Genomic DNA, 24609 nt, shown 5'->3' on the forward strand with positions numbered 1-24609 from the left:
GAGGAATAGTCCCTTTCAAAGTGATGGATTCCCTTTCGCGCGAGGAATAGTCCCTTTCAAAGTGGTGGATTCCCTTTCGCGCGAGGAATAGTCCCTTTCGACGAGCCAGATTCCCTTTCGTGCAACTATTTGTCCCTTTCGGCAAGCCGGATTCCCTTTCGCGCGAGGAATAGTCCCTTTCGACGAGCCAGATTCCCTTTCAACAGCTGATTCAATCAAAAAAGGAATCGTCCGAATAGACGATTCCTTTACATTTTATGGTTCTGTTATTTCTTTTTCTACTTCTTTCATCGCTTTTTTCGATACCTTTTGACCTGATACTTGGACGCGTTTTAAGAAGAACGCTAGAATTAATGCCGCAATTGTAATAAACATTGCGATTAAGAATGAGAAGTTAATCCCTTCAACCATTGCTTTATCCACAAGTGGTTTTGATAATGATTGCCCTAATTCTTTTGCATATTTTAAGGTACTTGGATCTTCAGCTAGTTGCTTACCGTAAGCTGCTAATTCTGATTTAGACATTGGCGTACCTGCTTGTGCTGCTTCTGTTGCTTTTTGTGTAACTTGTTCTGAAATACGTTCTTTCACTTTTTCAGCTACTTGACCTTTTACTTCATCTTCGACACTTGAAGCTTCACTCTTTGTACGAGTTGTCATGATTGTAATCATAACTGCTGAACCAATCGCGCCTGAAATTTGTTGTAGTGTATTGTTCATCGCTGTACCGTGCGGATTTAATTGCATTGGCAATTGGTTTAAACCGTTTGTCATAATTGGCATCATTACCATCGACATACCAAACATACGCACTGTATAAGCAAGCATTAAATATGTGTACGTTGTTTCTGTTGTTAATTGTGATAAGAAGTGTGTTGAGATTGTCACGATTGTTAAACCGGTAATCGCTAAAATTTTCGGACCAAACTTATCGAATAGCTTACCTGTAATTGGTGACATCAAACCCATGATAACCGCACCAGGTAACATTAATAGACCTGAATCAAGTGGTGTAAAGCCACGAATATTTTGTAAATAAATTGGTGTTAAAATCATACCGGAGAACATCGCCATTGATACGACGATTGAAATGATTGAAGCTAATGCGAACATTGGGTATTTATAAACACCGAAGTTTAACATTGGATCTTTCATTTTTAATTGCATAATGACAAAGATAATTAATGCGATTGCACCAATTGTAATTGTACCCCATACATCTATTGCTCCCCAGCCATCTTCGCCTGAAGCTGAACTGAAACCGTATAATAGGCCACCAAAACCAATTGTTGATAATACCAGTGATGTATAACTTAATTTGACTTTGCGTGTATCCATAATATTACGGAACTTAAAGATCGCGATAATTAGAATCGTGATTGATAACGGTAAAATCATTTCGAATAATACATGCCATGTCCAAGTTTCAACAATCCAACCTGATAATGTTGGGCCGATTGCTGGCGCTGTAATCATAACAAGACCAAAAATCCCCATAACTGCACCACGTTTGGCAATTGGGAATGATACAAGCATGATATTCATTAATAGTGGACCTAATACGGCAGCACCTGCTGCTTGAACCATACGTGCTGTTAATAGGACACTAAATGTTGGTGCGTATGCTGCTAAAGCTGTACCGATTGTAAAAATTGATAATGCTGTAATAAATAACGTTCTGTTTTTAATACGTGTAATAAAGAAGGCGCTTGCTGGTACTAAAACTCCTGATACCAACATATAACCCGTTGTTAGCCACTGCACCGTTGAAGCATCTACATCGAAGTCCTTCATAATAGAAGGTAATGCTACATTCAATAATGTATTGTTAAGTAATGCTACAAAAGCACCGATGAACATTAATACAATCATTGCATATGGTGGCTTTTTCTGTAACTGTTCCATATCCATTTATTAATCCCTCTTCTGCTTTATATTTCGTGTATAAAAGTTTACTTTCACTATAATATACTCATAGTCCAATTTTGGCAACAAGAAAATTAAGTTTTTGCAAAAAACATTGCTATTAAAGCGTTTTACAGTTAGAATGACAGTATAATATAAAGATTAAAGGTGGACATATGAATAATCGAAAACGCCAAGTTATCTTGGCTTCCCTTAAACTATTTGCTCAAAAAGGCTTCCACAGTACATCGATTCAAGACATCTTAGATGAAGCACATATCTCAAAAGGCACATTTTATAATTACTTTTCGTCCAAAAAAGATTGCTTAGTGGCGATTTTAGAAATTGGACGTTCAGATGCAACACTTCGAAAGGCTGAATTATTAATCGGAAAGAACCTATCCGATAAAAGTGTACTCGCAGCCCAAATTTCGACCATCATGCAAGTGAATCGTGAACGCGACTTACTACCAATCTTTGAATCAATTCTGCATTCAGGCGATCAAGAACTCAAAAAAATCGTCAAAGAATACCATTTAAAAGAGATGGAATGGTTATCTAGAAGGTTAGTAGATGTATATGGTGAACGCATTGTACCGTATCGCTATGATGCCACGATTCTTTTGTTTGGGATGATTCATCAGATGCTTCATATTGGAAGCATGACAGCTGGTGAGGCAATTGATCCTGTTGTGACATCAAAGTATGCATTACGTCAACTAGACTTAATCGTGCCTTCACTAATCGAAAATAACGACTATTATTTGGGACCTGACTTACAAAATTATATTTTCGAGAATACGAAGTATGAAGTACCTACACGCGATGAGATTTTAGATCAGTTAAAAGGATTTAGAAGTTGTTTAGAATCCGATATACCCGAATCTTGCATTGAGTACACGGACTGTCTAATAGAAGAATTCTCGATGGAAAAACCGCGTTACTATATTATTGGAACGATTGCGTATCAATTTTACAATAGCTTCCGCGATTCAAAGCACGCACTTGAAACAATTGAAATCGCCAATGAGATTTGGAAAGTCACACGCGCGAATAAAGGTAGTATCCTTAAAAAATAAGAGGCTTGGGAGCAATTCCCAATCCTCTTTTTTATGAATTCTTTTTTGAAAATAAATTCGCTGTTTTTAGGGCGATCCGAACCGCCTTACGATTCAATGTACCTTCTAAATGTTTTGTGCGTACTTGATGGCTTTTCACCTGATTTTTCAACTTTATAATGCGTTCATTTTTTTGTTCTAGTACATTTCTCATAACCGCCTCAAAACGCTCTCCCATCTCTGCTGCCGAGCAATGAATAAAGCTTTTTACTGGTGGAAGTAATTGAATTCCTTGTAACTGTCTATCAAGTGGTGCTTCCACTAAATCAAGGTCTTGTTCATAAATATGCGGAATTCCATTATGGTTTAAGAAATGAATAAAACGATTAAAATTTTCTTCATGTACATGCTCACAACGATGGAAGTCACTCTTTTCAATTAAGTCCATAATCTGTGTTTGCTCTGTTAATTCGTTCCCAGCCACATCATTTAAAGCATGGTAATCTGTTAACTCACGCATACGCCCATCTTTTGGAATAATTAAGCTCGGTGTCCCAGCAATTGTCGCTGTAATGTTCCCATGCAGTCGAGCGCCAAAACTAAAGTCCACTTCACCTATAAAATCAATCCATGATTTAGCATTCAAGAAATAACGCACACGGTCTTGGACATATAGTTCATCTGTTGTCTTCCCTTGATAATATGGCTTTGGCTTTTCGAGATTGGGACCGCCTAAATAAATCATTTTCAACTCTTTATACCACTGCGGAATAAAATAATGATGTTTGAATTCATTTTTGCTTCGATCGATAAATTCTAAAACATGATTTGGAGAAAGTTTAGATGAGTTGATGGTAACAATAGAATTTTCATTAATTTCTGTATCGCGTATACGTAAATGACGTCCATTTGCATACATTGATGGACAACCAATAATGACATGGTCAACCCCCTCTTTAAATCCTAAATGTGTTAAGTAACGTGATGTGAATTCTCCACGTACGCCAATCATAGATGAACGTTTTAATACTGCTTTAACAAAATCGACAACTGCTGGATCATATGGATTCTTTTTTGTGAAGTCTGGCTCGAAGTCAATGCGTACACCAACACCAATGACGTAAACAGGTATTGTCAAACGATTAATTAATTTCGTATAGGATTTTAATGTATTTTCAAAATCTGGTCGGAAGGCATCTGCTAATGGAATGAAATATGCATCATAATTCTCGTTAATATAAGGCGCATCTGATGGATTTACACGATAGTAGTCAGGCACAAATTCAACATCTTCTGTCATCAATGTGCGATAAATGCTATATGCATAGATTAAGTTTCCTACATTTCCCCCAATTGAATTGTTGGCAATGATTTTAGCAGCATCAAACACATCTGTCGGTAACATACCGCTACGAATTAAATATTTTTTCATCAACCATTAAACTCCCTTCTATGTATCTATTTTGATATTCTCTTACTTATATTACCTTTTTCAAGGAATATTTGCTTCTTTTAACTCTTTTTTCGTAAATTGTAATTTAGCTGTTATAAAATTTATAGAATTGTTACTTATTTTTTGTTTATATATCACTTTAAAGGGAATTTGTACAAAAGAAAAAGCTGTATGTTGTCATGTTTATGACTTCATACAACTTGTATATGCCCCAGGAGGGAATCGAACCCCCAGCCTAAGAACCGGAATCTTATGTTTTATCCATTAAACTACTGAGGCGTATGACTATTATTATACAAATATAAAGTGCAATTGACAACTTGATTTAGACTTTTCAATATTTAACACAATATATTTGACCTTTTTTGACTATGCAATGTACAATAAGAGTACAGCTGATTCTAATCAGTAACTAGATTGAACGGAGGAGAATTAAATGAACTTAATTCCTACAGTAATCGAAACAACAAATCGCGGAGAGCGTGCATACGATATTTATTCTCGTCTTTTAAAAGACCGTATTATCATGCTTGGTAGCGCAATTGATGATAACGTTGCAAACGCAATCGTATCGCAATTATTATTCTTAGAAGCAGAAGATCCAGAGAAGGATATCTTCTTATACATCAACTCACCAGGTGGTTCAGTAACAGCTGGTATGGCAATCTACGATACAATGCAATTCATCAAACCAGATGTACAAACAATCTGTATCGGTATGGCTGCTTCAATGGGTTCATTCCTACTAACAGCTGGTGCAAAAGGTAAGCGTTTCGCATTACCAAACGCTGAAATCATGATTCACCAACCATTAGGTGGCGCACAAGGTCAAGCGACTGAAATCGAAATCGCTGCTCGCCACATCTTAAAAACACGTGAAAAACTAAACAAAATTCTTTCAGAGCGTACAGGTCAACCTGTCGAAGTGATTGAAAAAGATACAGATCGTGATAACTTCATGTCTGCTGAAGAAGCATTAAACTACGGTTTAATCGATAAAATCATGACAAACAACGAAACAAAATAATGTATAAAAAAGAGGTGAAGGGTTTTAAACCCCTCACCTCTTTTTTGTTTATAAATTAAGCGTGTACAACATTGCGTAATTCATTCAACTCATAAAAAGATACACCTGATTTTGAGCCGACATTACCCGCTTTTAACGCTTTACCGAATAAAATTTTTGGTTGAACTGCTTGTCCATTTAATTGTGCGTTCGCTTTAAATACATCTACATCTTCTGTTGGTAATGGTTGAATATCTGTATAACCTAATTGACCCAGAATATTTTTTACTTGGAAATCGCGTGCAAGTTCAAAGTCGATTAACTCTGAAATGCCTAAGTCTACTATTTGTTCTGGTTGACCTTCTGTTTGTACATGTGCAACGATTGTTATTTCCATCATGAATGCCTCCTAAATTGCTTCATATACACTTATTTTAGCACTGACATTTTATTTATCAAGGTAAACAAAAAGCGGATTGTAGCTTATTTTGAAACAATTCAACATGAAATAGCACACACTTACGAAAAATAAGTTAAATAATGCACACTATTTTTCACCATATAAAAACAGGAATCGCCATCATGACGATTCCTGTCTATTTAAGCTCTACGCACTCTTTTTACGTCCACGCGCAAATACAACAAGACTTGCTCCAAGTAATGCAATACCCGCTAATGTGTATAATAAGAAGTCGCTTGAACCTGTTTGTGGTAGTTTACCATCTTTACCAACTTCAGCTGTTACATGCTCACCTTTTGATACGAAATCGTATTCACCTGGTGGTAAGTCTGCGCTAATGTTACCGTCTTTATCAACTGTTACATCACTCGCCACTAAGTTACCATCTTTATCATATACATCATAATGGTCGCCTGGTTTAACACCTGGTTTTGACGGTTTCGAAGAATTTGTATTCTCCTCCGTATCGCCACCTGTGACTACTCCTGGTTTCGATGGTTTTTCTGGCGTTGTTGGTTTATTTGGTTTTCCTGGTTCTGTTGGTTCTTCTGTTTCACCATCTGTAACTGGCGCTTTAAAATCAATCGTTACATTACAACTTGTCATTGTTACAGTTTTTGTTTCTTTTCCAACTGTCACTTTGACTTGATACTCTTTTGTTGCATATTTCGGATCAATTTTCGCATTTCCTTTTGCATCTGTTGTTACGGTTTGAACTACTTTACCTTTTGAATCTACTACACTTACTTTAACGCCTTTTTGCGCTTTTCCGTCTAATGTCACAACCACTGCCGCTTCATCACAAGCAAGTGTTTTTACATTCACCGTTACAGCACAATTTTCATTCACATTCACTGGAGTTGTAACCGTTGTTTTACCGATTGTTACATTCACTGTGTACGCTGCATCCGCATATTTTGCTGGGAACTTAGCTGTTCCATTTGCAGATACTTTTTCTGTCGCTACTGTTTTGCCATCGGCGTCAACGATTGATACAGTACCTGTTGTCGCCTTCTTACCATTCTCCGTTACATTCACTGTAAATGCGTCACATGCATTTTGAATCACAATTGTGTAATCACATGTTTCGCTATACTTTGGAATTGTCACAAAGCCTTGCTCGCCACCTTTAGTTGTGACAGTAATTGTTGTATCCTCTTTCGGATTGATTAAATCTTTCGAGATCACAAGCTTACCATTCTCAACTTTTGGTGTTACTTCTTTGTCGCCTACTGTTACTTTCACAATTTTATCTGCTGGTACATCTTTACCATTCGCATCCTTAATTGTGATTGTTTTATCTTGTTCACATACTTTTAGAACTGGTACAACTGCATTTGCTGTACAATCAACACGATTAGCTGGTAATACAACAGTCGTTGTACGTCCATCTTCTAGTGTGATGATGACTGTTTGTTCTTTTGAAGAATCAAGTGCTGTTTTCGGAATTGTTACTTGGCTATTTGAACCTGTAACGGACGTTTCTTTTCCGTCTACTGTCACTTTTGCATTCTCTGTTGACACTGCTTTACCTTCTGTATCTTTTACAGTTACAACAACATCATCTGTACAAGCTGGTGGTGGAACTACTGTATTTGTAACTGTTAATTCAGCCACACACTCACCCATCTTCACTTCGAATGGAATATCATTACTATTATAGTAACCTGATGTTCCTTTTGTTTGAACCAATTCATAGCTACCTGGTTCAAATGATTTGGTTGTTGTATTTAATGTAGACACTTTCATATCCGCATCTGTTACAACTTTAATACCTGTTTCGATATCTTCTTTTGTTACTTTACCATCCGCATCTGTCGTTACTTTCACAATTTTGAACTCAGCTGTTGAATTAGCCGGTCCTTTATATGTGACTTTGAAGTCTGGACAAGATACACCTGGGTTTGTAGGTTCTGTTGTTTTATTAAAGTTGATTGTCACAAGACCTGAACAATTATCTAAATCTTGTACTACTGCATCTTGCATTGTTTGATAACCTGGTGCAGTTTTTGTTTGTACTAGTGTATAAGTGTCCGTTGTATAATTCTTCAATTCATCTTTGTTGATGATTTTATCTTTACTATCTACTAACTGACCATTCTTATTAATCTTAACATCTGTCGCAACTATATCTCCATTTTGATTCTTAATTGTAAATACAGAACCATTCAAGAATCCTTCTGCTGCGATTTTATCGCCTTTTTCGTCCACTACATTAATTGCATAATCAGGACAAGCATTCGGTGTTAAATTCACTTCCGCCTTACAATCTTCATCAGATAATGTAAATGTAGTCGCTGTGTTATAACCTTTGGCATATACCTTTACAGTGACATCTTTTAATGCAATATATTCTTTAGTTGTAATTTGTCCTTTTGAATCTGTTACACCATTGAATAATTCAGCACCATCTTGATCTGTAATGACAACACGTGCATTTTCAACTAGTTTAGTACCATCTTTGACTGTGATGGTTGTGTTCTCACATGCCCCACCTGGTGTACCTGGTGTAATATCTGAATTGATAATGATTGTTTGTTCACATTTTATAGTATCGATTTTTGTACTAATCGACTTCTTACCATCTTGTACTAAGATGACTTGATGATTCCCTTGCGCATATTGAACATCAATTGTCGCAGTTCCTTCTGTAGATAATGTTGTTTCATATTGAACAACACCCTCTGCATCCACAACTCGAATTTTATTTCCTGCATACGGTTCATCTTTTTCATTTTTAAACGTTAAGTTAATATCTGCACACGCATTCGTCAGTGATTGATCAATCGCTACTGTACAGTCATAAGCAAATACATTTTGAATCGTAATTGTTTGTTCACCTGTTTGCTCAATGATTACTGTATAAGCATCTGGACTTGTTAACAATTGATTCGTTTTGAATGATTTAGCCGCCGCTTCTTCTGTTGTTAACGTGTGTTTGACAACTTCTTCATCCTTGTTATTTTTCACACTAATAATCGCGCCTGATTTAATCACTTCTTTGAATGTGAATGTTGTATCGTCACAGGCTGTTGGTGATGGTATATCCACTTGAATCGCACAGTTATAAATATGTTTCTCTGTTGAAATTGTTTGTACTTTATAACCTGGTTTATACACTTTTAATGTTGTATCTTTTGGAATTGCCACATCGAATGTTGCTTGACCATTTGTATTCGTTGTCTTTGTGGCAATGACATCACCTTTTGAATCAACTACTTCTACACGTGCATTCGCAAGGTTTTGATTTTCAGACCTTACTGTTACAACGGTATTACCACAATTATCTGTATTCCCTACATTAATTGTCAATTCGCAACCATAAAATTTCTGACCTGTTTTAGTAATTGTCTGCTTCCCTGGTTGTTCGATTATGACCGTGTAACCTGCTTGTTTTGTGAATTTTTCTGGTTCCTCTGTACTCAGTACAATTTTGCCTTCTGCATCCGTCGTACCTGTCGCAACAACTGTGTTACCGTCTTTAATCGTCACACGTGCATCAGCAATTTTAGTTGCACCATTTGTAATCGTAACTGTCACTTCATCACATGCTTTTAAATCAGCTACTGTGATTTCTAATGCACAGTTATAGACATAATCACTAACAGCTACTTCTTTTACAAGATAACCTGATTTATACACTTTTATAGTATCTTCTTTTGATACTACTTTATCTTTTAAGTCCACTGTACCTTGACTACCTGTTGTGCCTGATGCGATTACAGCCCCTGCTCGAACAACTTCTACGCGTGCATTCGCAAGACCTGTTGTTCCTTCTTTTACTGTAACAATTGTATTTTTACATGCTGTTAGTTTCAATGTGATTGGTACAGTACAGTCATAAATTCGAATATTATCGAATTCTTTTGTTCGTTGTCCTGGTTTTTCAATCTTAATTTTATAAGCCGACTCACTTGTTAATGGCTTAGTTGTTGTATAAGAATCTGTAGCTGTAACTAACTTCGTACTATCAACTACTGACGCATCTTTCTTGTCAATAATCGTAATTTTTGTTCCTACTGGTAATGTTTCATTAAAATTAATTGTTGTTGATGCACACGCCGTTGCTGGTGCTTCTACTTTAATCTCCATTTGAAGGTGACAATCGTAGATTTTTGCATTATCATCGATTGTTACTTCTTTTTTCCAATCATAACCTGATTTTTCAATCACTAATTTCGTTGTGCCAGGCGTTATACTGCCAGAAGGGAATGTTACTTCACCATTAGAATTCGTTAACGCTTGTCCTTCTACGCTATTCTCTCCTGTTACAGCTTTCACACGTGCATTTTGAATTGGCTTTCCAGCCGTATCTAAAATTGCTACTGTAACATTCGTACAGGCATTTCCCCCTTCGACTGTATATGTTCCTGCACAACCACCTTGACCAACACCATCTTTATATGTTTTGTAATCCCATTTGAAATTAGCTTTTGTGATTTCTTTCGCACTTTCACCATTATAAAATACTTTGACTTTATAATTTTCTCCTAATAATTTTTTTGGGATTGAGAATGGTTTATTCTGTCCAATAGCAATAGAAGAATCTGTAAACTCCTGTACTTTTGTACCATCTGCTTTATAAAGAACTACTTTTTCAATCGCTTTATCTGTACGACCATTTGTAATCGTAATATCTTGTGTCGTACATGATTTATCATCTATTGCATTTAATTCATTCGCAATTACTGCTGTAACAGGTCTTGTCGTTTCATTATAGCCTGTATCACCCGTTGTAGTAATATTCGTTAAAATATACTTATTTTTACCTGTTATTGGCTTGTAATTAAGAGAACTTGCAACTTCTTCTACTAAATACTCTTTAAATTTATACGTACTTTGGGTTTTAGCAATACCATCTATACCTGTAGTAATCCTTTCTAATTCATTACCTTTTAAATCATAAATAATAAATTGAATGCCTTGAATCGGTTGATTTGTCGGACTTACTTTTTTAACTTTTAGTGTACCGCTTCCTTTGATGGCTGCACTTGCGCCTGCTGCTGCCCAACTCACCGAAACTTCTGAATCGTTAAAACCTGCACCTACGCTATGTTCATCTTTATAATAAAACGTTGCTTTGTTAGAAACCTGTCCACCATTATCTACTAATAGTAATGTATCGTACTCTAATACATACGTTTGATTTAAACCATTCGGGAAGTTAAATGCTAATATAGATGTCGTATCGTTGGTTGTAATAGCAAAATCTGCAATACCATTTTCACCATTTGTAATCGGTGTTGTCGCAGTTGCATGATCTAAATAGTTCCCATCTGTCTCACTTGCTGTAACAGGTGATAATTTAACTGAACCTTCTACAAAACGATGTTTCGTCACATCAATCGTATCTTGGAAGATGTATTTACCTGTATGATCGTTTTGTGCTGGGTTAATTAAGACGCGCCAATGTGCGTATTCCCCGTCTTGTTTACCTGTTTTAATTAAATCTGCATTCTTCCCTGGCTCTGGTACTGTTGCATAATTCGGTTTAACACTATCTGTTAGTTCATATGTTTTTACATCATCTGTATATGAAATTGTATTCGTATAAGTTTGACCTGTAACTTTGTCGCCAACTTTTGTTTTATATGTGACTTTGTAGGCTTTGTTATTTTTTGGTAAATCAAATGTCAAACCTTCAGCTGTAAGTGTAGGTTTAAGTTCCTTAAATTCACCTTCTGTAAAGCTATTTTGTGCTGCACCTAATTCTAATTCAGAGATTTTCATTGAACCGTCCACATATGTCTGGTTGTTTGACCAATCGTCTGTAATCGTTAAGCCATTTAACGTTCTTAAATTGTAGTTAATAATCGCTGTCCATGTAATCTCTTTTGTTTTTGGATTATAAACACCGCGTTTTTCACCGTTATTTAATGTTAAATCTTTTGGTGTAATCGTGATGCGGTCATTTGTCTCTGCGGCTGTTGTGTCTTGTTTTCCTACAATAATCGCGTTATCTAATGCCGTATTATTACCCGCTAATTTAGACGTATCAAAATTCGTTTCATATGTGAAAGATACTTTTTTTGTAATATCTTTACCTAATTTAATTTCAAAACCTTTATTTTCAGGTGATTGACGTGAGAATGTTGCTCCATCATCGCCTGTTGCTTTTTTATAAGCAGTTTGTAATTCATTAAATTGTTCTTTTGTCATTACAAGTGCTTCATTAATACCAAATATATCTTGAATGACTGTACCTGCTTTAATGCCATTTAAATCACTGTTTAAGGTAATCGTCCACTTAACCGTCTTTTGTGCATAATCTACTTTACCTGATTTAACACCGACACCTTGTTGTCCTTTAATTTCGATATCACCCGTGTTCACTACATTATTATTACCGCGATCAAATGAAGCACTGTTACCTAATTTATCATTACTTGATAAACGCTGTACTGGCTTTGTTGTATATTCAAAAATGTATTGGTCTGTTCCATCAGGCATGTTAAATGTAACACCTGTTGAGCCTTTAGAATCAGCAGTAATACCACTTCCGCTTGGAAGAACGTCTATTTTTGTTCCATTTTTATCGACTTTTGTAACTTTGGTAATTCTAACAAATTCATGCGCTGCAAAACCTGTTCCTGTTTTGAAGGTATCTTGCACTGTACCACTCTTTACATCCTTATGGTTACCGTTATAAGCAATGCGCCACGTAGCTAGTTGTTCCGCTGTATTATATCCAACGCCTTCTTTTACAAGTGGTTTTCCAAAATCAATCGTAACAGTGGCTTGATCCGTTAAATCTTGTGATAATCCTGTTGCTTTTACGCTATTCGTAAATGTCTTTGTTCCTTCTTGTTGGGCATCAGGTATATCTGTATAGTACGTCACGCGATAGGGCGCGCTAATTTCGCCTAACGGCAGTGTATTGCCACTTACTGTAATATTTTTTTCTGTACCTGCAACTGGTGTTGTAAATACACCTTTTGATGTCGTTTCATATTGTTGCATCGTCGCTTTTGTAATCGTTAACCCTTCTGGTAATGTATCTGTTAATACGACTGTTTTATTCGCTTCTTTCGTATTGTTTACATCGACAGTCCATTTAATTTGAACATTCCCATTAGTATCAATTACTTTTTCACCGCTTTTTACAATTTTCGGCGCTAAAGGTTCTTGCTTTTGTTTGACGATGATCGAAGCGATTATTTCGCTACCTTTTTTATAGTCTACAGTTACTTCGTCTTTTTCTAATTCTGCTGCAGATAATGTGAAATCATGTCCAACCCAGAATTGTCCGAGTAAATCTTCATCTTCTAGAGCATTTAATAAACCTTTTTGCGTATCTGTGAAGGTAAATGACAAGGTAACGGTACGACCTGAAACTTTATATGTACCAATCTTGTCACCATCTACAGTTGTTAGCACTTTCGTTCCTGTTTGGATTGCTTTAAATTGACTTGGCGTTTCAAACACAAGCTCGTATGTTTTTCCTTCTTCATACGTTCCTTTTGGTAACACCCAGTCATATAGGGCGAAGAAACCAGCATCCGTATTTACAGCAGTAGTTGATAAGTTATCACCCTTTGGTGTAAATAAATCATGTCCATCTTTTGCGTTGTTATTCGCTTCTGGTTGAGCTGTCCAAAGAGAGATTTTTTTAATCTTTGGTTCACTTGCTGCTTCTTTTGTTTGTAATGTTGCTTTCTTTTTAGAAGTAACTTTTTCTTCTTTCGATTCTGTCTTCGTTGTTTCTTCTTTTGTTTCTGTTTTCGTTACTTCTTCTTTTTCAGCTTGTGTAGCACTTTTTTCAAGTTGTTCACTCGCTAATTTAATTTTTTCTTCAAGTGCATTTTTACTTTCAGCCGATGCACCTTGTAAATTTTGAATTTGTGCTGTAGTTGCATCAACTGTCGTCTTTTGTAAACCATCTACAATTGTTTTTCGATCTTCTTTGAATAGAGCGTTCACCGTAACAAATGTTTGCGCTAAATCCAAATCATGTTGAAGGGCTTCTCGTTCCTTACCTTCTTCAACATCTTTTAAGAAATCTCGATTAAATGTATAGATTGTCACATAGGACGTAATTTCTGTCTTTGTTGCATCTGTAAAGAGTTCTGCAACATTTGCCTTTGCTTCCTCCAGCGCTTTCTTCTGCGTGGCTTCAGCTTCTGCTTGTTGTTCAGCGGTTTGCTCTGGTGCTTGTGTGTCCGTTGTTTCGTTCGTTGAAACGGGTTCATTTGCAAATGCTGCCATTGGGGCTAAGTAGCCACTTGACATCACTTGAAATACAAGCAAGACGGCTAATAGTGATGCGCTTATTTTCTTCTTCACATAATCTCCCCTTTTCTCTATTTTCACATATGTATAAAAGTAAAATTACGCATATGTCATGTTCATACAATTCTATTATCGGGTATACGTGTGACTATTTTACAGTGTTATTTTTTTCAAAAAATGTCCATCGGTACTTTAGTCCTTTTTAAAAGCTATTTTTTTGATTTTTTTGGTTTAAATATGCATTTAATAGTCTTACCCCTTTCCCTATATACCTAAAGTCCCTATTTATTTTATATATGATTTTTATTCAATTTTTACGGTATATATGCTAAAAACCGTTCGTTTTTTCTAAAAAAATGCATACTATATTCTGTTAATTACTTATTTTACTTATATTTTTAGATTTTTTTGTTAACAAATTAAATAAAGTATCCGTTTAACTGATACTTTCGAATTATTTTTTAAAATATTTTTCCATTTAATGCATAACATACATCTTTAAAGCAAAAAAATACGAGATAGCATCGCTGCTACCTCGTATTTTTACTAGTCTTCTGATTCAATCATTGCACGTAAACCGGCGATTGCCTCTTGCTCGTCTTTTCCATCTGCAAACAGCGTAATCTCTGTTCCATGTGCAACAGCTAAACTCATAATCCCCATGATACTCTTCGCATTTACTTTACGCGTACCTTTTTGTAAAAATACATCCGCATGGTAGCGGTTTGCTTCTTGTACAAAAAGAGCGGCTTGTCTTGCTTGAAGACCAGATTTGAGTTTAACCTCTACCTGCTGCTCTACCATTGCTTACTTCCTCCTTATGTTATGGCAATTGCCGTCAAATTTATCTTATTTCTTCTATTATACATCATTTTATGTTCAGCTTCTCACCAGCTCGTAAAGAATCTGCAATTTCGTCAATTTTTCTTAGGCGATGATTAATCCCTGATTTAGAAACAGATGTTGACATCATCTCACCAAGCTCTTTTAATGTCACATCTTGATACGCTACACGCAATCTAGCAATCTCTTGCAACTTCTCTGGTAGCTGCTCAATGCCAATTTGCTTGTCGATGTACTTAATATTTTCGACCTGACGAATCGCTGCACCAATCGTTTTATTCAAGTTCGCTGTTTCACAGTTCACTAAACGATTCACACTATTTCGCATGTCACGTACTATGCGCACATCTTCAAACTTCATCATCGCTTGATGTGCTCCTACTAAGTTTAAGAAATCAGAAATTTTTTCCGCCTCTTTTAAGTACGTCACGAAACCTTTTTTACGTTCAATCGTTTTTGCGTTCAGATCAAAGTAATTCATCAAGTTCATTAAATCCGTACCATGTTCTTCGTATAATGAATAGATTTCTAAATGATACGCTGACGTTTCTGGATTATTCACTGAGCCACCTGCTAGGAACGCACCACGTAAATACGCACGCTTGGATAAATCCGTCTTAATCAAATCTGGTGAGATATGATGATTCATTAAAAAGTTACCTGATAGAATTTCTAAACTCTCAAGTAACTCTCTCGTACCTTCTCGCACACGGCAAATGTACACATTATTCTTTTTTAAACGCATCTTTTTACGAACGAGTAGTTCAATTTTGTAGTCGTATAACTGCTTCATAATCGTATACATACGTCTTGCAATCGCTGCGTTTTCAGTTTGTACATCTAAACTGAATTGACGATTGGTCAGTGATAGTGAACCATTCATACGAATCATTGCGGAAAGTTCCGCTTTTAAATTAATTTCATTCGACTCAATTTGCGTTAATTCTTTTTTCATTTCTGAAGCGAAAGACATCGTCGTCCCTCCTTTCTCAGTTAATAGGTCATTAACCACTCCGCTACATTCGTTGCTTCGTGTCGGACACTTCCTTTTTCACTTAAAGTGGCAATCGCACCTTTTTCAACACGAAGTCCCATTCCTTCTAATAATCGGACATCGAAGCGTACAGGTTCGGCATTTTCTTCTTCATATGCTTTTTGCACTTCTTCTGGTACATCTGCATCATCATTAATTAAGATAGTTTCGATAAAAGGTTCTCCTACATGTGTATGAATCGCACGCACATGATCACTTGCTGTATAGCCTGATGTTTCACCGCGTTGTGTCATGAGGTTACAAATATACACCTTTCTGGCAGATGAACGAAGTACTGCTTTTCGTATATCTTCTATTAATAGATTCGGAATAATGCTCGTATATAAACTCCCTGGACCAATAACAATGACATCTGCTTGCTCAATCGCTTCTACTGCTTCTGGTAGTGCATGGACATGATGTGGCTTTGAAAATACTCGCTTAATCGGTTGACCATATGAAGGGATTTTTGATTCCCCCTCGATGATTTTTCCGTCCTCAAATTCAGCGAATAGTGTTAGACGCTGATTCGCTGCTGGAAGCACACGACCATTAACATTTAGTACACGACTCATCTGTCGAATAGCATGAGAAAAATCACCGGTAATTTCCGTGAGTGCTGTTAGCATTAAATTCCCGAGTGAATGACCATTTAGATGTTCTTTTCCTTGTCCTTTAAAACGATATTGAAACATCTCCTCAACGAGAGGCTCTACTTCTGAAAGTGCGGCAATGACATTTCGAATATCGCCTGGCGGTGGCACATGATAGTCATCGCGTAAGCGTCCCGAACTACCACCGTCATCCGCTACCGTCACAATCGCTGTTAAATCCGTATTGAATTTTTTTAGTCCTCTCAATAATGTTGAAAGACCTGTTCCACCACCAATCACGACAATACGTTTTTTCTGTTTTTTCATCGCATTAGCCCTCTTTTTTCGCAAGATCACGATGGAACACAACAGTTGAAGAAATCTTCGCTAATTCATGTCCAAAGTATTCGGCTAATGTAACAGAACGGTGTTGTCCACCTGTACAACCGAATGCGATAACTAATTGTGCTTTACCTTCGTCTTTATAGCGCGGAACCATAAATTCAAAAAGGTCTGTCAGCTTCTCAATTAATGCTTTTGCGTCCTGTTGCTTTAATACGTAAGAAGAAACTTCATCATCTAGACCTGTTTTCGGACGTAAATCTTCAATATAGTAAGGGTTTGGTAAAAAACGCACATCAAAAACTAAATCGGCATCGATTGGCATGCCATGTTTAAAACCAAAAGACATCACGTTAATCGAGAATGTATTTTTTGTTTCGTTTGAAAACTGCTCTAGTAATAAATTGCGCAATTCTTTTGGCTTCATAATCGACGTATTATAAATCTGCTTTGCACGCCCTTTAATATCTGCCAGTAATTCACGCTCTTTTTTAATCCCATCAAGCGGTAATGATTTAGAAGCAAGGGGATGTGCACGTCTTGTTTCTTTATAACGTCGCACAAGAGTTTCGTTATCTGCATCTAAAAATAGAATGTACGGTTTAATTTCATCTTCACGTTCTATTTCATCTAGTGCATCCATTAAAGTAGAGAAGAAATCACCACCACGTAAATCCATTACGACCACTGTGTGTGTAATTTCTTTATTCGATTCTTGCATCAAACGAATAAACGTAGGAAGAAGTGCAGGTGGTAAATTATCGATACAATAATAGCCTAAATCTTCAAAAGAGCGTACAGCTACTGATTTACCTGCGCCCGACATTCCTGTAATGATGATTAATTCTTTTGATTCATCTGTTTGTGGCATGATCTATTTCTCCTCTGTTGATTGCTGTATTTTTTCGGCTAGTAGTTCGAAATCTTTCGTGTATGTGAATGTACCGTACTGCATACCACTTTGTTCTACAGCGAACAATAAATTTGTACGGTCTCCTTCAGCCATTGGTAATGTTTTTAAATCTTCAATTGGATGCCACTCTAAAATACCTTCTCGTGTTTCGGTATAAGGTTCTCCAATTAAATCATTTGCTACAAAAGTATAAAGCATCCACTCGTCAACAAATTCACCGTCTTCTTGAATGACCATTGTATAAATTCCTTTTAAATGTGGTTTGACAGCACGCGTCCCTGTCTCTTCAAAAAACTCTCTAGCCGCTGCTTCGTAAATGGATTCACCACTTTCAATTTTCCCACCGGGTGCCACATACCATCCACGTCTAGGTTTTTTCAAAAGAAGTACTTCATCACCTTTACGCACAATTAAATTTGCAATTCGTTGCATACGCGCCACCTCATCTCTATTTTCATATTCTTAGTATTAAAAAAATCCTATTTTCTATTATACACTGTTCCGGGTGTTTCTTACAAAATTTAAAAATTTACACCCTTTTTATTTACCACGAAAAAGAGGAAACGCTCGCCAGCGCTTCCTCTCATTCTGATTTCATCTACTTGAATAGAATCATCTTCACCAATAGTATTTCAAAAAGGGTTATTACACTTTATACTATACAGTTTGAATGTTTCATTCGGGTTACAGAATGATTAAGAACAAGTATCATCTGTATCTTATGGTTATTTATGCTAATGTTTCTTTTAATTCTTCAACATAATGTTGCACAGCTTGAGCTGCGATACTACCATCACCTGTAGCAGTTACGATTTGGCGTAATGTTTTATCACGTACGTCACCTGCTGCGTAGATTCCTGGAATTTTCGTTTCCATTTGTTCGTTCGTTGGAATGTAACCAGCTTCATTAGTAATACCTAATGATTCAAATGGTTTTGTTAGAGGGTTCATACCGATATAAATGAATACACCGTCTGCATCGACAGTTGATTCTGAACCATCAACTGTATTTACTAATGTAACACTACCTACTTTACCATCTTTTTCATTGATTTCTTTTACAGTATTATTCCAAATAAAATCAATTTTTTCGTTCGCAAATGCGCGATCTTGTAAGATTTTTTGTGCGCGTAATTTATCGCGACGGTGAACAATTGTTACTTTTTCAGCAAAACGAGTTAAGTACATACCTTCCTCAACTGCTGAGTCTCCACCACCAACAACGATTAAATTTTTGTTTTTAAAGAATGCACCGTCACATACAGCACAGTAACTTACACCACGACCGCCTAATTCATTCTCACCAGGTACACCCATTTTTTTGTATTCTGCACCTGTTGTAACAATAATCGCGCGTGTTTTATATTCTTTAGAACCTGCTTTAATTGTTTTATATTCTTTACCATCGATGACTTCTGAAACGTCACCGTATGCATATTCTGCACCGAATTTTTTTGCATGTTCAAACATTTTAGTAGAAAGCTCTGGTCCTAAAATCGTATCGAAACCTGGGTAGTTTTCTACTTCTTCTGTATTCGCCATTTGACCACCTGGAATACCACGTTCAAGCATTAATGTAGCTAAGTTTGCGCGTGAAGCATAAACCGCTGCAGTCATACCTGCTGGACCTGCACCAATAATGACAACATCATAAATTTTTTCTTCTGACATGTTTAACTCCTCCTACTAAAAAAAACTTCTATATCCCCTATTATGGTATAGCATTTTCTATACCTACTCAAGTTATTTGCTCATGGACGAAACATCGGTAAAAACGGAATAAGTTCGTTCACATATTTCGTCAACGTTTGCGGTGAAATATGATATTCTTCCGCAATCAATTTCTTCGTTACTTTCGCACGCGATGATCGATACATATATTCAACTGCTGCAGCTAATGCAACCGTATTTTTAAATGCATAACCTTGATCTAGCGCATTTTCACAGATGATGAACCACATTTGGAATGGGAAGGTATCTTCAATTTGCATCGGCTCTACTCGTTGATACAAAATTTCAGCTACTTCGACCATGTGAAATAAAGGTTTTAAGACTGCTTCATCTTCTAAATCGCGCCCTAATACAAAAGCGAGAAATACTTTTTCAATCGCTGTATATTCCTCTACCTTTATAATCGTCGGGTTCGCTAAAATTTCATGTTTATGAGGTGATTTTTCTAATAAAAATAAGCCAAATAAGCGTTCCGAGCGTTCATCATGTTGTAATAAACTTTGAATATACTCCACATCACGAAGTAAATCATCTTCTTGTACAATTGCATGTACCCATGGTTCGAAACCTTCTTTTGATGGGTCAACTTCTAATAACTGTGTCCACACTTTACGAGATAGCGCTTCATCTCCTGCAAAATAAGCAGAATGTGATAACCAGAAGTAGAAACTGCCATCACCTGAGAAACCATTCTTATATAAACTTTTCAACCACTTATAAGCTAACTCATACTGTCCAATCAGTGCAAGTGTCGCGCCTAACTTGAAGCGATGTTCAAATTTATACGGATGTAATTTAATAAGTAAACTCTCTAAATAGACGAGTTCTTCATCTTCTTTTGCATAATATGCCATAACCGTTAAGTTACATAGCGCATGTAAATTCCCATAATTCCCATGTAATACTTCACGCAACAAGGCACGTGCCTGTTCTTCCTCTCCCTGATAAAAATAAGCGAGTGCTAAATTATTATAGGCAGACCAGAAGAATGGGTTTTCTGCGATAATCTGTTCAAAAATCTCAACCGCTTGTTCGTGATGTCCTTCTTCCATCAGTTGACGCGCTCGCTCTTGTTCATGTATATAGACGCGATTCACATTCGGTTCTTCTGACGGAATCTTCTCAAGTGTGGCATGTGCAAAATCTAAAATATCTTTTGCCTCTGCTGTAAATTCGCCGCCTTCATCAAAATCTAAATATAAATTAGCATAATAAAGTGCATCTTCTAAAAAGCCTAGTCCTGCTGAGGTCTCTGCTAAAAAGATAACTGTCTCAGGGTTTCTCGGCTCTAATCGATCTGCTTCTAATAGTAATTCGCGTGCCTTCTCAACATTCCCTTGCTCTAACTCAACAACAGCATACTGCAAATAAATCATCGCATCTGTTGGGCTCAGCTCAATCGCTCTTTGTAAATAGATCGCTGCCTTCCCTAAATCGCCACGTCCCATAACATCCTGCGCTTTTTGATAGTAGAAATCTCCCGATGGCAAGAAATATACGATATTCGGTTTTGGCTTTTGTTTGTCGTTAAATTCTTCCAAGAAATATTCCTCCGAAAAGAAAAGCTTGGGGCAGAAGGTTCGCAACAAAAAGGAAAAACCGCGTCAATACGCGATTTTTCGTTTTTCATGCGTCATACACATAAGACCAACCTTAAGCCAATCCCAAGCTTTTGCATAATACCGTATATTATAACATAGTTAAAATAAAGTACACTGTGAATTAATGTTTTTCATGACGATTTTGTAAGACACTTAATACATCATATAAATCTAATTTTTGCTCTTGTAATAAGACGAGTAAGTGATACAACAAGTCGGCTGCTTCCCACTTCAATTCTTCTGCATCACGATTCTTCGCAGCGATGACAACCTCCGTTGCTTCTTCGCCCACTTTTTTACCGATTTTATCGACACCTTGTTCGAATAAATACGTTGTGTACGCATTCGCTGGCATTTCGTGTTCGCGCGTTTGAATGACATTCTTCAATGTTTCTAAAATATCGAGTGAACCAATCGCAAGTGATTTTTCAATCACATCTTCATGGAAGCAAGATGTTGCACCTGTATGACAAGCAGGTCCATTCGGTAATACTTCCACAACGAGTGCATCTTGATCGCAGTCTGTACGCATCGCAACGACTTTTTGTGTATGTCCACTTGTAGCTCCTTTATGCCAAAGCTCTTGACGTGAACGCGAGTACAGCCAAGTCTCTTTTGTTTCGAGTGTTTTTTTATACGATTCTTCGTTCATATAGGCTAAAGTTAATACTTCTTTTGTACGTGCATGTTGAATGATGACCGGTACTAAATCATCTGCTCCAAATTGAATTTTCATCGAATCGACACTCCTTTATTTTTTAAATAACTTTTCACTTCTTCTACACTTGTCTCTTTATAGTGGAAGATGGAAGCAGCAAGTGCTGCATCGGCATCCGCATTTTCAAGCACTGTATAAAAATGTTCGGCATTCCCCGCACCGCCACTTGCAATAATCGGTACATTGACTTCTTTTCGGATGGCTTTCATCAATTGTAGATCGAATCCTTTTTTCTCACCGTCTGAGTCCATCGACGTGATAAGTAATTCACCAGCACCTAATGTAACTGCTTGTTTCGCCCATGCAACTGCTTCAACATCAAGTCGGTTACGTCCGCCATGTGTGAATACCATCCATGTGTTGTCTTGTTCACTCCACTTCGCATCAATTGCTACAACGATACATTGCGAGCCAAAATAGCGCGCACCTTCTTCAATGATTTCTGGATTTTGTAGTGCAGCTGAATTAAGCGATACTTTATCAGCTCCCGCTCGTAGCATGCGCTTCATATCTTCTAGCGTTCGAATACCACCGCCTACTGTGAATGGAATGGATAATGTAGCGGCTGTTTGTCGCACGACATCTTCCATCGTCTCTCTTCCTTCGTGTGTTGCAGATATATCTAAAAACACTAATTCATCCGCACCCTGTTCATTATAAAAAGTAGCGAGTTCTACAGGATCTCCTGCATCACGTAGCGATACAAATTGAACCCCCTTTACGACACGACCATCTTTTACATCGAGGCATGGAATAATTCGTTTAGTTAGCATTATTCTGCCTCCTTCAGCGCTTCTTCTAATGTGAATTGTCCTGTGTATAAAGCTTTACCAATAATCACACCCGCAATCGTTGTTGATTTCGCAGCTTCTTTCACTGCTTGAATGTCAGCTAAACTACTCATTCCACCCGATACAATAATATTTGCACTTGTTGCACGCGCTAATGCTTCATTTGCTTCAATATTTGGTCCTTGAAGTGTTCCGTCCGTTGCGATATCTGTAAAAACAAAGTGCTTTGCGCCTTTACTTGCAAAATACTTTCCAACTTCAATCGCTGTTTGATTCGATGTTTCAAGCCAGCCATGCGTTGCGACCATACCATCTTTTGCGTCCAATCCAATGACAATACGCTCTGCACCGTATTTTTCAATAAAGGAAGCAACAAGTTCAGGTTCACGAATTGCGAGACTTCCAATAATGACACGTTCTACACCTTGATCTAAATAAAATGAAACATCTTCTTCTGTTCGGATACCGCCACCAATTTGTACGCGCAGAGGTAATTCCTTTGCAACACGGACAACATCTTTTGCATGTACACGTTCACCGTCTTTTGCACCATCTAAGTCAACCATATGTATGAACGTCGCACCTGCATCTGCAAAACTTTTTGCCATATCAAATGGTGAATCACCGTAAACAGTTTCTTGCGCATAATCTCCTTTAAATAAACGGACACATTTACCACCGCGCATATCAATCGCTGGGAAAATTTGAATTGCTGTCATGATTGCGTCTCCCCTTCTACTTGTTGTAACCAATTTTTTAATAGTGTCATACCGCAAGTGCCTGATTTTTCAGGGTGAAATTGCATACCTGTTACATTGCCTTTTTGTACAATTCCCGGAACACGAATTCCTTCATATTCTGCGTAGGCAACTAATTGTTCGGGTGCTAAATCTACACCGTAATACGAGTGAACAAAGTAAACATAATAATCTACTAATTCCTTTGGTTCTTGCCAATTAGGTGTGAATGTAAGGTTATTCCATCCCATATGCGGTACACGTACTTTTTCGTCATCAAAGCGACGAATTGTCCCTTTAAAAATACCTAAACCTTTAAAGAAACCATTTTCTTCACTATCTTCAAATAGTAATTGCATACCTAAACAAATACCGAGTAGTGGTTTTTGTTGTTCCGCTATTTCATAAACAAAGTGATTCAATCCTGTCTTTTCTAAACAACCAATCGCATCTGCAAATGCACCAACACCAGGTAAAATGAACGTATCTGCTTGTTTTAGCTGCTCTATCTCTGAAGACACAATTACTTCATAGCCTAATCTTTTAACTGCTTGCTCCACACTAAACAAGTTTCCCATACCATAATCAATGATTCCTACTTTCATCCAAGTAACCCCTTTGTTGACGGTACGCCTTGTACACGTGGATCAATTTGAACAGCATCATCAACGGCACGCGCAAGTGCTTTGAAAATCGCTTCAATAATGTGATGTGTATTATGACCATATGGCACAATAACATGTACATTCATACGAGCTTCTAGTGCAAACTTCCATAAAAATTCATGTACGAGTTCTGTATCGAATGTGCCGACTTTTTGAGCTGGTAAAGTGGCACGGAATTCTAAATGTGGGCGGTCTGAACAATCCACATAGACTTGTGCTAGCGCATCATCCATTGGTACAAAAGCATGTCCATATCGTTTAATACCTTTTTTATCGCCAAGTGCTTGTCGAACCGCTTGACCTAAAACAATACCTAAATCTTCTGTTGTGTGGTGGTCATCAATTTCAACATCGCCATTCGCTTCAATTTTCCCGTCATATAAACCATGCTTCATAAATAAATCAAGCATGTGATTCATGAAAGGTACACCTGTATTGACCGTTACTTGTCCCGTACCATCTAAATCAAAATCAATCGCAATTTGTGTTTCATTCGTTTTACGTGTAATACTCGCTGTACGTGTTCCCATC

At 37.1% G+C, this 24609-nt stretch carries 18 protein-coding genes and 1 tRNA gene; 2 read left to right on the top strand and 17 right to left on the bottom strand.

Features of this window, described 5'->3' with window-relative positions:
• Window positions 1-255 precede the first annotated feature (255 nt).
• Window positions 256-1911: a DHA2 family efflux MFS transporter permease subunit gene (locus MHB75_RS09440; RefSeq protein WP_340997346.1), complete on the bottom strand. Its 1656-nt coding sequence runs from the start codon at window positions 1909-1911 to the stop codon at window positions 256-258.
• A gap of 170 nt (window positions 1912-2081) precedes the next feature.
• On the opposite strand from MHB75_RS09440, the gene MHB75_RS09445 reads away from it, so the two are divergent.
• A complete protein-coding gene (locus MHB75_RS09445; RefSeq protein ID WP_141272955.1) occupies window positions 2082-2984 on the top strand; it encodes a TetR/AcrR family transcriptional regulator in 903 nt (300 codons plus the stop codon).
• A gap of 31 nt (window positions 2985-3015) precedes the next feature.
• Here MHB75_RS09445 and MHB75_RS09450 read toward each other — a convergent pair whose 3' ends face one another.
• Window positions 3016-4395 carry a polysaccharide pyruvyl transferase family protein gene (locus MHB75_RS09450; RefSeq protein WP_340997349.1) on the bottom strand — a complete coding sequence of 460 codons (1380 nt, stop codon included), beginning with the start codon at window positions 4393-4395 and terminating at the stop codon, window positions 3016-3018.
• 228 nt (window positions 4396-4623) lie between these two features.
• A tRNA-Arg gene (locus MHB75_RS09455) sits at window positions 4624-4695 on the bottom strand.
• A gap of 157 nt (window positions 4696-4852) precedes the next feature.
• Between MHB75_RS09455 and clpP the strand changes: the two genes are divergently transcribed.
• Window positions 4853-5443: an ATP-dependent Clp endopeptidase proteolytic subunit ClpP gene (gene clpP / locus MHB75_RS09460; protein ID WP_141272951.1), complete on the top strand. Its 591-nt coding sequence runs from the start codon at window positions 4853-4855 to the stop codon at window positions 5441-5443.
• Window positions 5444-5498: 55 nt separating this feature from the next.
• Here clpP and MHB75_RS09465 read toward each other — a convergent pair whose 3' ends face one another.
• The 14 genes from MHB75_RS09465 to hisB form a co-directional block, all read right to left on the bottom strand.
• Entirely contained in the window at window positions 5499-5822 is a 324-nt protein-coding gene (locus MHB75_RS09465; protein ID WP_340997350.1) for a hypothetical protein, read from the bottom strand.
• Between the two features lie 207 nt (window positions 5823-6029).
• A complete protein-coding gene (locus tag MHB75_RS09470; RefSeq protein WP_340997351.1) occupies window positions 6030-14165 on the bottom strand; it encodes a collagen binding domain-containing protein in 8136 nt (2711 codons plus the stop codon).
• 492 nt (window positions 14166-14657) lie between these two features.
• Window positions 14658-14915 carry an HPr family phosphocarrier protein gene (locus MHB75_RS09475; RefSeq protein ID WP_068451217.1) on the bottom strand — a complete coding sequence of 86 codons (258 nt, stop codon included), beginning with the start codon at window positions 14913-14915 and terminating at the stop codon, window positions 14658-14660.
• Between the two features lie 64 nt (window positions 14916-14979).
• On the bottom strand, window positions 14980-15927 hold the full coding sequence (gene whiA / locus MHB75_RS09480; RefSeq protein WP_141272947.1) for a DNA-binding protein WhiA: 948 nt from the start codon (window positions 15925-15927) through the stop codon (window positions 14980-14982).
• Between the two features lie 20 nt (window positions 15928-15947).
• On the bottom strand, window positions 15948-16907 hold the full coding sequence (locus MHB75_RS09485; RefSeq protein ID WP_340997354.1) for a gluconeogenesis factor YvcK family protein: 960 nt from the start codon (window positions 16905-16907) through the stop codon (window positions 15948-15950).
• A gap of 4 nt (window positions 16908-16911) precedes the next feature.
• On the bottom strand, window positions 16912-17793 hold the full coding sequence (gene rapZ, locus MHB75_RS09490) for an RNase adapter RapZ (protein ID WP_340997356.1): 882 nt from the start codon (window positions 17791-17793) through the stop codon (window positions 16912-16914).
• A 3-nt stretch (window positions 17794-17796) separates the two neighbouring features.
• Window positions 17797-18267 (bottom strand): NUDIX hydrolase, encoded by a 471-nt coding sequence (locus tag MHB75_RS09495; protein WP_068451207.1) that lies wholly within the window; start codon window positions 18265-18267, stop codon window positions 17797-17799.
• 297 nt (window positions 18268-18564) lie between these two features.
• The gene (trxB, locus tag MHB75_RS09500) at window positions 18565-19506 is read right to left on the bottom strand and encodes a thioredoxin-disulfide reductase (RefSeq protein ID WP_340997360.1); all 942 of its coding nucleotides are present in this window, start codon (window positions 19504-19506) and stop codon (window positions 18565-18567) included.
• Window positions 19507-19586: 80 nt separating this feature from the next.
• Window positions 19587-21107, bottom strand: coding sequence for a tetratricopeptide repeat protein (locus MHB75_RS09505; protein WP_340997361.1), 1521 nt, complete (start codon window positions 21105-21107; stop codon window positions 19587-19589).
• 181 nt (window positions 21108-21288) lie between these two features.
• A complete protein-coding gene (hisIE, locus tag MHB75_RS09510; RefSeq protein WP_340997362.1) occupies window positions 21289-21903 on the bottom strand; it encodes a bifunctional phosphoribosyl-AMP cyclohydrolase/phosphoribosyl-ATP diphosphatase HisIE in 615 nt (204 codons plus the stop codon).
• Window positions 21900-22658: an imidazole glycerol phosphate synthase subunit HisF gene (hisF, locus tag MHB75_RS09515; protein ID WP_340997364.1), complete on the bottom strand. Its 759-nt coding sequence runs from the start codon at window positions 22656-22658 to the stop codon at window positions 21900-21902. The genes hisIE and hisF overlap by 4 nt, the downstream gene beginning before the upstream one ends.
• The gene (hisA, locus tag MHB75_RS09520) at window positions 22658-23395 is read right to left on the bottom strand and encodes a 1-(5-phosphoribosyl)-5-[(5-phosphoribosylamino)methylideneamino]imidazole-4-carboxamide isomerase (protein WP_141272935.1); all 738 of its coding nucleotides are present in this window, start codon (window positions 23393-23395) and stop codon (window positions 22658-22660) included. Before hisA ends, hisF begins: the two co-directional genes overlap by 1 nt.
• Window positions 23392-24018, bottom strand: a complete 627-nt coding sequence (gene hisH / locus MHB75_RS09525) for an imidazole glycerol phosphate synthase subunit HisH (RefSeq protein WP_340997367.1) — start codon at window positions 24016-24018, stop codon at window positions 23392-23394. The genes hisA and hisH overlap by 4 nt, the downstream gene beginning before the upstream one ends.
• Complete coding sequence (gene hisB / locus MHB75_RS09530) at window positions 24015-24608, bottom strand: imidazoleglycerol-phosphate dehydratase HisB (RefSeq protein ID WP_340997368.1); 594 nt, start codon at window positions 24606-24608, stop codon at window positions 24015-24017. The genes hisH and hisB overlap by 4 nt, the downstream gene beginning before the upstream one ends.
• Window position 24609 lies beyond the last annotated feature (1 nt).

Origin of the sequence: Kurthia sp. FSL E2-0154 (assembly GCF_038003625.1) — a bacterium.
In the GTDB taxonomy this organism is placed as follows: domain Bacteria; phylum Bacillota; class Bacilli; order Bacillales_A; family Planococcaceae; genus Kurthia; species Kurthia gibsonii.